Source organism: Flavobacterium silvaticum (genome assembly GCF_012911565.1).
GTDB lineage: Bacteria > Bacteroidota > Bacteroidia > Flavobacteriales > Flavobacteriaceae > Flavobacterium > Flavobacterium silvaticum.
Window position 1 is genome coordinate 144,196 of the sequence record NZ_JAAMPU010000108.1, and the last position, 14,158, is coordinate 158,353.

At 44.2% G+C, this 14,158-nt stretch carries 11 protein-coding genes; 7 read left to right on the forward strand and 4 right to left on the reverse strand.

All coding sequences use genetic code 11. The features are described 5' to 3' along the window. Nucleotides 1-6: 6 nt before the first annotated feature. A complete protein-coding gene (locus tag G6047_RS14795) occupies nucleotides 7-1,398 on the reverse strand; it encodes an MATE family efflux transporter (RefSeq protein WP_169528404.1) in 1,392 nt (463 codons plus the stop codon). A gap of 199 nt (nucleotides 1,399-1,597) precedes the next feature. On the opposite strand from G6047_RS14795, the gene G6047_RS14800 reads away from it, so the two are divergent. Further along, nucleotides 1,598-2,158, forward strand: a complete 561-nt coding sequence (locus G6047_RS14800; protein ID WP_169528405.1) for a hypothetical protein — start codon at nucleotides 1,598-1,600, stop codon at nucleotides 2,156-2,158. 104 nt (nucleotides 2,159-2,262) lie between these two features. On the opposite strand, the gene G6047_RS14805 is transcribed toward G6047_RS14800, so the two are convergent. After that, nucleotides 2,263-3,144: a PPK2 family polyphosphate kinase gene (locus G6047_RS14805; protein ID WP_169528406.1), complete on the reverse strand. Its 882-nt coding sequence runs from the start codon at nucleotides 3,142-3,144 to the stop codon at nucleotides 2,263-2,265. Between the two features lie 53 nt (nucleotides 3,145-3,197). Here G6047_RS14805 and G6047_RS14810 point away from each other — a divergent pair, with 53 nt between their 5' ends. From G6047_RS14810 to G6047_RS14835, 6 genes are all read left to right on the forward strand, one after another. Further along, nucleotides 3,198-4,028, forward strand: a complete 831-nt coding sequence (locus G6047_RS14810; protein WP_169528407.1) for a DUF6929 family protein — start codon at nucleotides 3,198-3,200, stop codon at nucleotides 4,026-4,028. Further along, nucleotides 4,028-4,609 (forward strand): hypothetical protein, encoded by a 582-nt coding sequence (locus tag G6047_RS14815; protein WP_169528408.1) that lies wholly within the window; start codon nucleotides 4,028-4,030, stop codon nucleotides 4,607-4,609. The genes G6047_RS14810 and G6047_RS14815 overlap by 1 nt, the downstream gene beginning before the upstream one ends. A 115-nt stretch (nucleotides 4,610-4,724) precedes the next feature. Then, nucleotides 4,725-5,261 (forward strand): RNA polymerase sigma factor, encoded by a 537-nt coding sequence (locus tag G6047_RS14820; protein ID WP_235946568.1) that lies wholly within the window; start codon nucleotides 4,725-4,727, stop codon nucleotides 5,259-5,261. Further along, nucleotides 5,258-6,211, forward strand: a complete 954-nt coding sequence (locus tag G6047_RS14825) for a hypothetical protein (protein ID WP_169528409.1) — start codon at nucleotides 5,258-5,260, stop codon at nucleotides 6,209-6,211. Before G6047_RS14820 ends, G6047_RS14825 begins: the two co-directional genes overlap by 4 nt. Before the next feature lie 5 nt (nucleotides 6,212-6,216). Continuing rightward, nucleotides 6,217-6,555, forward strand: a complete 339-nt coding sequence (locus G6047_RS14830; RefSeq protein ID WP_169528410.1) for a TonB-dependent receptor plug domain-containing protein — start codon at nucleotides 6,217-6,219, stop codon at nucleotides 6,553-6,555. Nucleotides 6,556-6,580: 25 nt separating this feature from the next. Continuing rightward, complete coding sequence (locus G6047_RS14835; protein ID WP_169528411.1) at nucleotides 6,581-8,503, forward strand: vWA domain-containing protein; 1,923 nt, start codon at nucleotides 6,581-6,583, stop codon at nucleotides 8,501-8,503. A gap of 51 nt (nucleotides 8,504-8,554) precedes the next feature. Here the strand turns inward: G6047_RS14835 and G6047_RS14840 are convergent, their stop codons facing one another. Both G6047_RS14840 and G6047_RS14845 read right to left on the reverse strand, forming a co-directional pair. Further along, nucleotides 8,555-12,037 (reverse strand): T9SS type A sorting domain-containing protein, encoded by a 3,483-nt coding sequence (locus G6047_RS14840; RefSeq protein ID WP_169528412.1) that lies wholly within the window; start codon nucleotides 12,035-12,037, stop codon nucleotides 8,555-8,557. Between the two features lie 426 nt (nucleotides 12,038-12,463). After that, nucleotides 12,464-14,098: an ABC-F family ATP-binding cassette domain-containing protein gene (locus tag G6047_RS14845; RefSeq protein WP_169528413.1), complete on the reverse strand. Its 1,635-nt coding sequence runs from the start codon at nucleotides 14,096-14,098 to the stop codon at nucleotides 12,464-12,466. Between the last annotated feature and the right edge of the window lie 60 nt (nucleotides 14,099-14,158).

Below are 14,158 nucleotides of genomic sequence, written 5' to 3' on the forward strand. Positions count from 1 at the left end.
GTTGGATTATTGGACTTTTGGATTATTGGAAACTACCGATAATCTCTTTGTGACGTAATTGAAGCGAAGGTACAAAAATACCGACGCACAAGCCAAAGCTGCGAGCAGTCCGATCCATACGCCCTGAGCTTCCAGATTGGTCCTGAGGCCGAGATAATACGACAACGGAAACCCGACAACCCAATACGATGCAAACGCAATGTACATAGGAATTTTTACGTCCTGAACGCCGCGCAAAGCCCCGAGGACAACCGTCTGTACGCCGTCAAAAAGTTGGAAAAGTGCTGCAATGATAAGCAATTTTGCGGCAATTTCAACAACGTGCTCGTTTTCTACCTGATGCTGGGTGTTGTGCAAATCGAGGAATAATGCGGGTAATGCCTGATTGAAAACGATAAAGATAAGCGCAAACGCGAATTCAACGATCAGGGCCAATAAAAACACCGAACGCGCGATGCGGATCAATCCCGGAATATCTGAAATTCCCTTTTGGTTGCTCACGCGGATAGTTCCGGCGACACTGATTCCCATAGCGAACATGTAGGTTGTGGTGGCGATGGTCAACGCGATTTCATTCGCCGCCTGGCTTGCCGTACCAATGATTCCGCAAAGCCAGATCGCAGAAGTGAACAACGCGACTTCAAACAGCATCTGCATTCCGGAAGGCAAACCTAACCCGATGATTTTTTTGGTCATTCCCGACTTCAATTCCGAAAAGGAAAAATCGTGGAAATATTCTTTGAGCTTACTTCTTTTAGCCAACAGCAAGTGCATGAAAACGACCATCGCGATACGTGAAATCACGGTTCCGATAGCGGCTCCGGTGACGCCCATTTTTGGGAAAATCCAGATGCCGTAGATCAGGAAATAATTAAGCGGGATATGGATGATGTTGGACATGACGATAGCATACATGGGGTATTTGGTCATGGACATACCATCGGCGAATTGTTTGTAGCCCTGATAAGCAATGGCAGGAATCAATGAAAAAGCGACCCAACCGAGATATGGTGTTGCCAGTTCGATGACAGCTTCAGGTTGTCCCATAAAATGCATCAGCGGTTTACAAAAGAAGACTGCGACAAAAAGAATCACACCCATTAAAGTAGAAAGTACCAATCCGTGATGGAAAGCTGATTTGATCTGGCCATGGTCGTTTTCCGCATCGGCCTGTGCTACGATTGGCGTAATAGCCGTTGAAAATCCGATTCCGATTGACATGGCAACGAACACAAAACTGTTGCCCAGTGAAACCGCAGCGAGTTCGGCAACACCTAACCTGCCAACCATCAGTTTATCCACAATACCAATAAGCGTGTGTCCGAGCATGCCTAAAATGACCGGATAAGCCAGTTTAAGGTTATATGAAAACTCTTTGGTGTAGTTTGAAAGTGCCATAATTTGAAATCGGGTGCAAAGGTAGGCTGAATATCCGGATGCGGCATCATAGGTAAAAAACTGTTTTTCAAAAGATTGGATTTTAATCAGAAATTACCCTATAAAATTTAAGCGATATCGTGTAAAGCCGCTACTGATGCGGCTTTTAAATTTGTATCACTAACAAGGCGAAACACTATCGCCTCAAAAAACTCAACTCATGAAATTGCAATCAGTAAAAAAACTGTTGATGTCCCTCGCCTTGGTCCTGGGAGTTTCAACCTTGGTTTCGGCACAGGATACGGCAGGAAGCGATGCGAATTACGATAAAGGTTTCCGCCTCGGTTTCGGGGTTAGTCCCGGATATGTTTTTGATGACCCGTATGGTTTCGCATTAGGTGGAGACGTTCGTTTACAATATGATTTTTCCAAAAGATATTCGGTCACGCTGACTACAGGTTACGATCATTTTTTCGCAGACGATTACAACAACATCCCGACCAGAGACCTCGGAATGATTCCCGTCAAAGCCGGTTTCAAAGCGTTCTTCTGGGAAGACCAGTTCTATGTGATGGGAGAAGCGGGTGCCGCGATTCCGGTCACTAAAGGATATGATGATGTATCTGCGGTGCTCTCGCCAAGTATAGGATGGGCTAATAAATCATTCGATTTGAGCCTGAGATACGAATATTATTCAGATGTACCGACAATCAGGAATAACGATTACCGCAACGGCACCGGTCAGATTGCCCTGCGGTTTGCCTATGGATTCAGGCTTTAAGGATTCAAAACACCAAAACGGAAGAAGCTGCTTTAGGGCAGCTTTTTTTTATTGTTCGAACTTTAATAACTCTAGTTGAACTGTTAACCGTTAACTGTTAACCATTACCCCTCACCTTCCAACTGCTTTTTGTATTCGGCCACATTCGCCTTGATTTCGTCATCGAGTTCCGGATTTTTGATGTCTTTGTATTTCTGGAGTTCTTCGAGGATTATTTTCCCGACGATGTATCGGGCCGATGGTTTATCATCTGCTGGAACCACAAACCACGGTGCATAATCCTCCGACGTATTGTTGATGGCATCTTCATAACACTTTTGGTAATCGTCCCAACGTTCCCGTTCCTTTAAATCGCCTGCGGAAAATTTCCAGTTGTGTTTTTCTTCTTCCAGCCGACGCAATAAACGCTGGCGCTGTTCTTCCTTGGACAGATGCAGGAAGAATTTAAGCACGATGGTTCCGTTTGAAGCGATGTGTTTTTCAAAATTGCGGATCGATTTGAACCGTTGCTCCCAGAATGTATCGTCTATGTCTTTTACAGAAGTGACCGACGGAATCCGCTCGTTTAAAATATATTCCGGATGCACCCGCGTCACAAGCACATTTTCATAATGCGTCCGGTTGAAAACGGCAATTTTGCCACGTTCGGGAAGCGCGAGGTAATGACGCCACAGGTAATCGTGTTCGAGTTCGGTAGTATTCGGCGTCTTGAAACTATGGACGACGACACCGCGCGGATTTATCTCTTTAAAAACCTCACGGATCAGGCTGTCCTTACCGGATGTGTCCATTCCCTGAAGGCAGATAAGAACGCCGTAATGGTCGTCAGCATACATCTTATCTTGTATTTTACTGAGCTTTTCGCGTACTTCGGCGAGTTCATTTTCGATTTCGGCTTCGTCTGCAGAAAGCTGCAGCAACGTATCTGTGGACTTGAGTTTCAGTTTGGACGTTATCTTGAAATCATCGGGATTGATCTTTTTCATGGTTGGCTTGTTTACTTAAATGTACTACATTCGGGCAAAGCATATGGAAGGTTATGGAAAAAATCACACTCGATGTAGTATATACCCTTGCCGGAATCGGATCCTCCTCGGGATTATATTTTGATCACGACCGATTGTTTGTAATTTCTGACAATGCTTCCGTTTTGTACCGATATGTACCGAAAGATGATACGGTTTCACAAATTCCGCTATATGCTGCTGCCGTTTGCGAGAACATTCCCAAAAAAGATAAACCGGACCTTGAAGCGCTTGCCTTTCACGATGGATTGCTGTATGCTTTCGGTTCCGGATCTACTTTTAAGCGAAATCGTTTGTTCTGTATCGATGTCAAAACGGAATCGGTCACATCCCACGACCTCACACTTCTGTATCAGAGAATGCGTACGGTTTCAGGAATAGACGTACATAATTTCAATATCGAAGGCGGTTTTTGGGCTAATGGAAACTGGTTCTTGTTCCAGCGCGGCAACGGGAATCTGGCTAAAAATGGCTTTTTCAGCATTGACGACCTTTTCCATACTTCTGCCACGGTTGTTTTTTATGAGATGGAATTGCCTGACATCAATGGATTCGGTTCTGGCTTTACCGATGCTGTTATGGTCGATGGCGATTGCTGGTTCCTGGCTTCTGCCGAAAATTCCGCATCGACATATGACGATGGCGATGTAGCCGGAAGTGCCATTGGCCGACTGAATCTGGAAACCGGAAAACTGACAGACTTTACCATTATTTCTGACGACCATAAGTTTGAAGGATTGAGTTTTTACGCTTCAGGTTTGGGAAGTGTTTCATTTTTGCTTTGTGAAGACAATGATTCCGATGTTCTTGAAGCCCGGATATATGAGCTGAAAATCTCTCATTGATGGAAAATCTCACGTTTACGCTTCAGGTCATCACTGTAGATTTCTTTCTCGCTTACGGACTGTATTCCCTGTTATACCTTGCCTGCCGGATTTTCATCACGAACCCGATTCTCGAAAAAATCGATGTGGAATCGACCAAACTCATTTCCTTGATCGGAATTGTATATGGTGTTCTTTGGCTGATTGGTTTGGGAATAATCCTTACTTCGTCCGCAGAACAAGACTTGTACGATGTCAAAAACCGGATTTTCGGGAAATATTGGTTTGGCTATTGGATTCAACCGTTTTTATGGATTTTGATAACACAACTCCTTAGGTTCATAAAAATACGTCGCAACATACTTTCACGACTTACCGCTGCTTTCTTTTTGATGCTGTCGATTGAACGAATCATTATCATTATAACTTCTTTGCATCGGGATTACCTGCCAAGTTCATGGACCATGTATTCGGACGCAGGAATTTATCCGTCCAATTTCTTTTTGGGCATGTTGATGAAGGTTTTCCTGTTCCTGTTTTTTGTGGCATCGTATTATTATTTAAAAATATTTTCAAAAAAAAATAAAATTTTAAACAACTGAAAATCAATAATTAAAACTAAAAAAAAGAAGCTCGGGCGCAAAAAAAGCAAAAAATTTTTAAACCTCTTTCCAACCTTTTTGCAACAATTGTACTCTATCTAAAAAAGCACTCTTCATGATTAGCGAAAAACTCATACAATCCTGCCGCAAAATGCACCGTGAGGCGCAACGCGAGGTGTATGAGATTATGGGGCCGATACTTTTCAGGACCTGTAAACGCTACCTCAAAAAAGAGGAAGAAATCGAAGACGTTCTCGCAGAAGTGTTTTTCACCCTATTCACCAAACTCGATCAATTGCGCGAAGATTATGCTTTTGAGGCATGGGCACGGACCATAACCGTAAACCAATGTCTTTTACGTTTAAGAAGACAGGTCAATTTCAACATTTACATTGAAGAATCGAACGTCGATTCTGCTCATTCGACACAACCCGATTCCGGAATACAGGAAGAAGATTTACTCAAACTGCTCGATATTTTACCGGAAGGTTGCCGGACTGTTTTCAACCTTTATGCTATCGAAGGATACGGACACAAGGAAATTTCGGAACAATTGGGAATTTCAGAAGGCACTTCAAAATCACAACTCAATGTGGCACGTACCAAATTACAAAATCTGGTAAACGTCCATTACTACAGACAAGCCAAATGATGAAGGATAAAAATAACATAGACGACTTGTTCCGCGAAGCCGATAGAAAACCGGCCAACGACTTCCCGATCAACGAAAAGTTGTGGTCCCGCGTCGAGGAAAAACTCGAGAAGCAACATCTGTCGAAATCAAAAAACACCTGGAAGAAACTGGCCGTCGCAGCCTCTTTGCTTTTATTTGTTTCGATAGGTTTCCAGTTGTGGCAGGATAAGATTGATGAAGTGCCATCTGAAATCAGACTGGAAAAAAAATCGACAATTCCGGAAGATAAGAGAACAAATTCCCAGATACAGATGGATTCCCTGGTTCCGGAAGTCTCTACTAAAACAGCAACTAAAGTGGTTGAACTGAATCTCGTTTCTCCAAATGCAAAAGCCGATGCCAAAGCTATCCAGGGTTTTGTGGCACCGAGTGTTTCAACTGTTGCCTCTGCCCCGCTCACCACTCAAATTCCCCAATCAGAAGAATCGATTTTAAAAGAAAAGTCCGAAGAAACGCAGGACGCCATAGTTGGATATTCGAGCAATCGACAGGTGAATAAACCAAACGCCAACCGTCGCCTGGATTTTAATTCTAACGACGATTATCAAACCACTTCAGCCAGCCCGCAAAAAGATAAAGAACCGCTCTATGTAGTTAACGGCAAAGCCATTACAGCCGAAAATGACAAAGAATACGACCGCAAAAAGAAAAAGATGATTCCGGAAGGAGTTGAAATTGACTCGGTTACACATTTAAAGGAACCACTTTATATAATCAATGGCGTGGAATACAGCGAGTATGAACTTTTCGGCGACAAACCCACAAGTCCGTACGCCCCATTACAGAAGCAGGAAATCGAAGAAATGAAAATATACCAGGAAACGGAAGCTGTGAAGAAATTCGGGCCCAAAGGAAAAAAAGGTGTCGTAGTAATCAAAACGACAAATGGTAAACCGCTAAAAAAATAACTCTCATGGAAAAAGTCAAAATCCTGTTCTTTACAATCCTGTTTTTTACATCGTTTGTGATTTATGCCCAACAAAATAATGGAAGCACCATCTACTTCAAAAACCAAATCCCGAAACAGGAAGCAAAACCGTTTCAGGCAACTACAAAAAAACCCTTATTCATCCTGGATGGAAAAGAGTCTACACAGATAGCAATATCGGAACTCAAACCTGAAAATATAGAATCGATCAACGTACTCAAAGATTCATCGGCCGTTACTCTATACGGCGACAAGGGTAAAGACGGGGTTATTCTCATCACTTCCAAAAAACCTGCATCCAAAGCTCCGACGGAGCAAAAATAATCTTACTCACATAAATCTTTACGTCATGAAAAAGTTCAAAACCTTTTCGGCAGGCATTCTTATGCTTGTAACGTTCCTGTCTTTTGGCACGGGAATCAGCCTTGTTACTTCTGTAAAAGAAGAGAAAACGATAACCGGAACTGTGGTTGACAACAGCAAACTTCCACTACCCATGGTAACTGTCGTCAACCGGAATACAAAAGCCGCAACCAACACTGATGTTGATGGAAAATACAGCATCAAAGCCAAAACGGGCGATGTGCTTGAATTTACTTTTGTCGGGTTTGTTGCCCAGAAAATTACGGTTGGTGCCCTATCCAAAATAAATGTTATGCTTAAGGAGGATGCAAATTCGCTTGATGAAGTTGTAGTGGTCGGTTATGAAAAATATGATAAAAAGTCGTCGGTTGTCAGTGCACTTCAGACCCGTGTTGCCGGAGTAAGTATTTCATCAAATTCAGAAATGAATTATAGTCGCGATGATATTACAAATAGACAAATTTACGGAGGAAAAACCATCCCTTCTCCAAACGACGAAGACTATGGCAAACTCATCGAAAATCCGTTCACAAGTCCAAAGAGCGAACCGCTTTCCACATTTTCAATCGATGTTGACAATGCTTCCTACAGCAACATTCGCAGGTTTTTGAACAACGGCCAGCGCGTTCCGGTCGATGCTGTACGCACCGAGGAAATGGTCAACTTTTTCAAATACGATTATCCGCAGCCTCAAAACAACAGACCGTTTTCGATCAATACCGAATATTCCGATTGCCCGTGGAATACAGACAGCAAGTTGTTACGCATTGGGCTTCAGGGAAAAGTATTGCCGACTGAAAATCTTCCGGCATCAAACCTTGTCTTCCTGATCGATGTTTCGGGATCTATGCAAGACATGAATAAATTGCCTCTTTTAAAGGAATCGCTTAAAGTACTGACCAAACAATTACGGGATGAAGACCGGGTTTCCATGGTAGTTTACGCCGGAGCTGCCGGACTCGTATTGCCACCAACTTCAGGCAAGGACAAGAAAACCATCATTGCCGCACTCGACAAACTGGAAGCCGGAGGAAGCACTGCGGGCGGCGCTGGTATCGAACTGGCTTACAAAACCGCACAGGAACATTTTATCAAAGGCGGAAATAACAGAGTGATTTTGGCAACCGATGGAGATTTCAACGTAGGCTCATCCTCGAATTCTGATATGGAAACATTGATCGAGCAAAAAAGAAAATCCGGTGTTTTCCTGACTGTTCTGGGTTATGGAATGGGGAATTACAAAGATTCTAAAATGGAAATCCTGTCCGATAAAGGCAACGGCAATTACGCCTACATCGACAACATCCAGGAAGCCAACCGTTTTCTCGGAAAGGAATTCAAAGGTTCGATGTTCGCCATTGCAAAGGATGTAAAGATCCAAATCGAGTTCAATCCGGAATTCGTGCAGAGTTATAAACTCATCGGATACGAAAACAGGAAATTGCGTCCGGAAGATTTCGTAAACGATGCCATCGATGCAGGCGAACTCGGAAGCGGGCACACGGTAACGGCACTTTATGAAATTGTCCCGACAGGCGTAAAAAGTCCGTTTGTCATCGATAGCGCCAACCTAAAATACACCAAAACCGAAACATCTCTGAACAAATTTCCCGAAGAACTCGCAACCTTAAAGTTCCGCTACAAAAAACCAGACGGTGACGTAAGTACTGAAATCTCAAAAGTGGTTTCACATAATTCGGTTCCAATGGAAAAAGCTTCGGCAGACATGAAATTCGTCTCGGCAGTCGCTTGGTTCGGATTGGTTCTCAGAGAATCTAAATATATCCAAAGTAAATCCGTCGAGGCCATCCGTGAATTGGCGAGCCAGGGATTGACAAAAGATCCGGACGGATACAAAGCAGAATTCATCAGATTAACCGAAACTCCAGCTTACCTGGCGCAAAATTAAATAACAACTAACTCAAACGAAAAACGGGCCTCTTTTGAAGCCCGTTTTTTTTTATTGGATAACCAGTTTCTTGGTTTCGGTATTTCCGTCTTTTTCAATTTTGACCAGATACATTCCGGCGTTGAGCTGGCCTTCGTCGAATGTGACAATAGTGTCGTCTGCCATTTTTTCACGGATGACTTTTCCAAGCATATCGACCAACGTGATTCTGGAATCGATAAGATTGTCGCCTTCCACACGGAATTGTCCTTTCGATGGGTTCGGATATAACCTGATGGAATGATCGGCAACCAAAGTTCCAGTTGAAAGCAATGAATTCACCGAGAAGCTATAGTCGAATCCGCCGCCAAAATCCGGATTGAACGTTTTGATGATGGCGTTATTTTCGTCAAGCAGACGCATATATCCTGTTCCCTGAGAGGTATCGGCCCACCAGCTAAGTCCGTTGTTTCCGGTATCTTCGACTCTCAAATGATAACAACCCGGTGTGATTTGCGGAGCCGTGTAGGTGTAGGTGTTTACCGTGTTAGCCACCGTGAAGGTTTTGGAATCGACCACGTTTCCGGCATCGTCATATAACGTATAACTGTTTTGAGTCGGGGCCGAATTGGTCTTCAGGCGAATCTTGAACGTCGTAGGTAAAACATCGGGCAAACTGAATGAAGAGGTAAAGCTGTTGTTATTGCTGTATCCGTCAGCCGCATTGTTCACGGTAAGAATCTGGACATGGAACTTGTTAGATGAAGCCGCGACTCCGCTGTCCCATAACTGTTGTGTCGGTAATACCACATCGGTAGCGTTCATGGAAGCGAGTGTGCCGTTCCACGTATAGGTTTGATGTTCTGTCGATTCATTGAGCCAGTATTCAAAATTCACGGTCGTAATCGCACTGGCTCCGGTATTGCGCAACAAAATACGCGGCTGTTCGCACATTGGGTTGATACGTGAATATTCTGCGTTGACATTATTTGGCGCTTTTACGGTTTCTAAAGAAGCATCGGTTGTAAAATTCGGCGCTCCGTAACCAATGACCTGATGTGCGACTATGTATCTGTAATCACCGCTAGAAACCGATGGGTTCGACGTACGGTAATCCAAAGCCACTGTAGTTCCAGGAGTCGCAAAAGAGGTGATGTCCTGTTCTTTCAATAAAGATCTCTGACCCGGACACCAACCCTGGCGGTTATACACCCATGTCCCTCCTTGCGGAAAAATTGGGTTCTCGGAACAATCCTGTGTAATCGTCCAACTCAAAACTTGTGTATTATTGGCACGGATACGGTGCGAGATAACGCCTCCACTCTGCGAAAATTCACCTTGTTGCCCGTGACCGGTGATTGAAGATTTCAACTTGAACGAAGCGGCTTCACTGCTGAAAGCAAAATTATTCGTAGGCAATTTTGTTCCGCTGTTGATGTCGGCGATTGGGATTCCACCCATGCGATAGCCACCTTGCCACAACTGCTCGTATTGGACTACATTTCTTGGAGGCGTACCGACGATGAACAAAAATTCAAGATCCATTTCTTCCTGACGTTCACCGCCCATACTGATGATAATCCTTTTGTTTCCTTTCAACAGACGCACATAATCGGACATATCGAAAAACCAACTCTTTCCATCAGGACCTAAATCTAGCCCGATTCCATAAGGCGTGACAAACGATACGAGTTCGTTATAGAATGGATAGCGTTTGAAGTAAGCCAATGATGTAACCGTAATGGTTCCTTCGGCAGTTACCGGAAGCGTGGAAGTAACTTCTCCGGTCAATCCGTTGTACACATTTTCCGGCGATGCATCGAAAAGATATTGGGTCGATAACAGATTCAATGTATCATCCATCATAGGAACCACACCTTCATTGGACGTAACCGAATAATGCCTGACGCTTCTCGCCGCTCGCGGATATGAATACCGTTCCGTCACCGGCGTATTCGTTTGGTCGTAAACACCACGATAGAATGTCAGGTTCGGGAGCAAAGTTGATTCTGTAAACGTAGTCGTGAGCTGGTCGCCTCTTTCAAAGCCCCAACTGATATTATTTGCCGGCGATGTGATGCTGTGCTTGCTGTCTGAAACCGTTTGCCCGGAAAGTTCATCGAGTTTATAGTAGGCGACAAGATTGGCATAATCCGGATGTGTCGCATCGATCGATTTGTTCTTCCACGCCAGGATATTCGCAGCCGAAATCTCCTTGTCCCAAACAGTCAATTCACGTATTTTTCCTTTGAAATTACGGTCGACACCACCATCGATCATCTTTCCGAGGTAGAATTTGAGCAATTGGATCGCGCGGGTTTTTTCTGTCCCTGTATTCCAGACAGCTCCGTTGAGATACACTTTCATGGATCCGGTAGTCGCATTTTTGACGAAAGCCCAATGGTTCCACTGTCCTTTGATATTGCTGTCCAGACCATATGGTTTCTCGATCCTGTCGAAACCTCCATCGACATATCCGCAGTCAAAATAAATCTGTCCGGCCCAAGGCAGGTGCAGGTTGAGTTCGCGTTGGTTGACATCGTCAGAATAGCCGTAAACAATGCTACAATCCGTTGGTTGCGTAACCGGATCGCCATAGGCCCAGAACGTCACCGAAAGTTCGTTTGAAATGGTGTTGAAGAATTGGGTATTGATATCGACATCACCCGCCGATGTTTCAATCGAAGCGATATTACTCGCACTCAGGCTTCGCAATTCACTGTTCGAAAAGCCCGAAACCTGTATGTCCGGGGCAGTCGTATCGTTCGAAAAAGAAAATTCAACGATAATATTGCTTGTCCCGTCCCAATTATACGGTGTGTGGAATTGTATGCGGTTCGCGCCCGGAACAAAAGTGTAATTGCTGAAGAAAACTTCGGTGAAGCCTGTGAATCCAACCGATTGGGCCGGAAGGCTCGTCAATGCAGTCGTCTTGATACTGACGCGAAGGAATTTTGCCAGTCCGCCCGCGTTTGTCACATTCAATCCCAATCCGTCGATTTCTCCGGCTGAAAAACCTGCGGCAGTCAATTGAGCGGCGGTAAACAACAAATGCGAACGCCCGCTGCGAAGACTTGTGCGGAACAGGCTCGTCATCGCTTCTGAACCGGAACCGACCGTATTTGAAGTCTCGGATGTTGTACTGTTGATGGTTACCTGTTGTTGGGCAAAATCATAATGGTCATATGTCTGCTGTGTCGTATATGGAAAAGATGTACCTGTAAAATTTGAAATCTGATAGTCCGGCCAGTTCGCGGAGACTTTTTCTACTTTGGCGCTATCGGCTATAAAAGTGTTGCACGAATAATCCCATTCGCCGCAGCCTGTGACGCCGTCATCAGACCCGTTGAGTATGGTTCCGTTTTTACAACGCAAATTGTATTTAAGCAGGATTTTTTCAAAAGTCAGCCCTGGTGTATCCGGAAAATGGACCAGTGTATCGCGGGATGTACTGTTGTGGTTGAATGTCTGGACGTGAATCGTGTCACCGACGTTTTGCGCCTGGGAAACACCGATAAAAGCCAGAAATAAGAGAATGAGTAGTTTTTGTTTCATTTCTAACGAATTGCGTGGTTTAGTAAGTCGCTAAAAATAACAAAAAAATAGCTCTGAAAGCATACAGCCCATCAAGGTTTTTGATTCTGTGTAAAACGATTTCCCATGTCGCGTCGATATCCTTAAAAAATTATACACTTATCTGCCAATGCGCAAATTGAATCGCATAGATTATCGAATAGTCAACTTTTTAACAAACTCCTCAATTCCGGCCAAAAAAACAAAAGAGCCTGAATCATCAAGCTCTTACAAATGATACGAATCACCCGATTCATTTTATTATGTCTTTATTCGCAGCCTTTTTCCAACGATTGCTTTCCAAACTTTCCCAAACTCCCTGACCTTTCCAAGCTTTTCCGACTTTTCGGTCGTTCCAGACTTTCCCGTCTTTCCTGACTTTTCCGACTTTTCCGACTCAATCCAAAACTATTTCTCGATCTCCCTCAGACTCTCCATCTTCTTCATCGCCAAAAAGCCTTTGATATCTTCAAAATGTTCTTTGACCCGCTTATGACCGAATTCAAAAACTTTTGTCGCAAGCCCGTCCAAAAAGTCACGATCGTGGGAAACCAAGATCAAAGTACCGTCAAAATCCTTGAGTGCGTCTTTGATGATGTCTTTGGTTTTCATATCGAGGTGGTTTGTCGGCTCATCCAGAATCAGGACATTAACAGGTTCAAGCAACAATTTTATCATGGCCAGGCGTGTCTTTTCACCGCCCGAAAGCACTTTCACTTTTTTCTGGATATCGTCGCCCGAAAACATAAAAGCACCAAGTAAATTCTTGATCTGCGTGCGAACATCACCAACGGCAATACGGTCAATGGTATCAAAAACCGTCAGTTCCCCATCGAGCAACGACGCCTGATTTTGTGCAAAGTATCCAATCTGGGCATTATGTCCCACTTCCATTTTTCCGCCATCGTAATCGATCTCACCCATGATGGCTTTGATCATCGTCGATTTTCCTTCGCCGTTCTTTCCTACGAAAGCCACTTTTTGTCCGCGCTCCACAACGAGGTTCGCATCTTTGAAAACCACATGATCGCCATATTTTTTTGAGAGTTCATTCACGATGACCGGATATTGGCCCGAACGCGGTGAAGGTGGGAATTTGAGTTTCAAAGCCGATGTATCGACCTCATCAACCTCTACGATATCCAATTTTTCGAGCATCTTTACACGCGACTGAACCTGGAGCGTCTTCGAATAGGTTCCTTTGAAACGCTCGATGAATTCCGTCGTCTCCGCAATCATTTTTTGTTGTTCCTCATATGCCTTTTGCTGATGCGCACGACGGTCTTTGCGCAACTCGAGGTAATGCGAATATTTCGCTTTGTAGTCGTAAATACGGCCCATCGTCACCTCGATCGTGCGGTTCGTAATATTGTCGACGAACGCCCTGTCGTGGGAAATCACGATCACCGCTTTAGCCTGATTCACCAAAAATTCCTCCAGCCATTGGATCGATTCGATGTCCATGTGGTTCGTAGGCTCATCGAGAAGAATCAGATCCGGCTTTTTCAACAGAATCTTCGCGAGTTCGATACGCATTCTCCAGCCACCCGAAAACTCCGAAGTAGGGCGCCCGAAATCTTCACGTTCGAACCCGAGACCTTTCAAAACCTTTTCCACTTCGGCTTCATAATTCACTTCTTCGATTGAATAGAATTTTTCCGACAATTCAGATACGCGCTCGATCAGCTTCATGTAGTCGTCGCTTTCATAATCGGTGCGAACAGTCAGTTGCTCATTCAAATGATCTATTTCCGATTTCATTTTGAACACTTCGGCAAATGCTTTCGACGCTTCTTCCATCACCGTGGCATCATCCTGAGTCAGCAAATGTTGAGGCAAGTACGCAATCACCGCTTCTTTTGGAGCCGAAATATTGCCTGAAGACGGCTTATTTGCACCCGCGATAATTTTGAGCAGCGTGGATTTTCCCGCGCCATTCTTGCCCATAAGTGCAATTTTGTCATTCTCGTTGATAGAAAAAGTAACGTCTGAAAACAGGGTTGTTCCGCCGAATTGAACTGAGATGTCGTTGACCGTGATCATGATGTATTTTTTGAAGCGGCAAAAGTAGTCAACTTGTAGCAGAAGTTCCAAAAAGATGAA

Bases quoted from the DNA above. Each gene is read 5' to 3' on its own strand.
- G6047_RS14825 (WP_169528409.1), top strand. From the start codon at position 5,258: ATGATGAAGGATAAAAATAACATAGACGACTTGTTCCGCGAAGCCGAT.
- G6047_RS14810 (WP_169528407.1), top strand. From the start codon at position 3,198: ATGGAAAAAATCACACTCGATGTAGTATATACCCTTGCCGGAATCGGA.
- G6047_RS14800 (WP_169528405.1), top strand. From the start codon at position 1,598: ATGAAATTGCAATCAGTAAAAAAACTGTTGATGTCCCTCGCCTTGGTC.
- G6047_RS14845 (WP_169528413.1), bottom strand. From the start codon at position 14,098: ATGATCACGGTCAACGACATCTCAGTTCAATTCGGCGGAACAACCCTG.
- G6047_RS14840 (WP_169528412.1), bottom strand. From the start codon at position 12,037: ATGAAACAAAAACTACTCATTCTCTTATTTCTGGCTTTTATCGGTGTT.
- G6047_RS14820 (WP_235946568.1), top strand. From the start codon at position 4,725: ATGATTAGCGAAAAACTCATACAATCCTGCCGCAAAATGCACCGTGAG.
- G6047_RS14830 (WP_169528410.1), top strand. From the start codon at position 6,217: ATGGAAAAAGTCAAAATCCTGTTCTTTACAATCCTGTTTTTTACATCG.
- G6047_RS14815 (WP_169528408.1), top strand. From the start codon at position 4,028: ATGGAAAATCTCACGTTTACGCTTCAGGTCATCACTGTAGATTTCTTT.
- G6047_RS14805 (WP_169528406.1), bottom strand. From the start codon at position 3,144: ATGAAAAAGATCAATCCCGATGATTTCAAGATAACGTCCAAACTGAAA.
- G6047_RS14795 (WP_169528404.1), bottom strand. From the start codon at position 1,398: ATGGCACTTTCAAACTACACCAAAGAGTTTTCATATAACCTTAAACTG.
- G6047_RS14835 (WP_169528411.1), top strand. From the start codon at position 6,581: ATGAAAAAGTTCAAAACCTTTTCGGCAGGCATTCTTATGCTTGTAACG.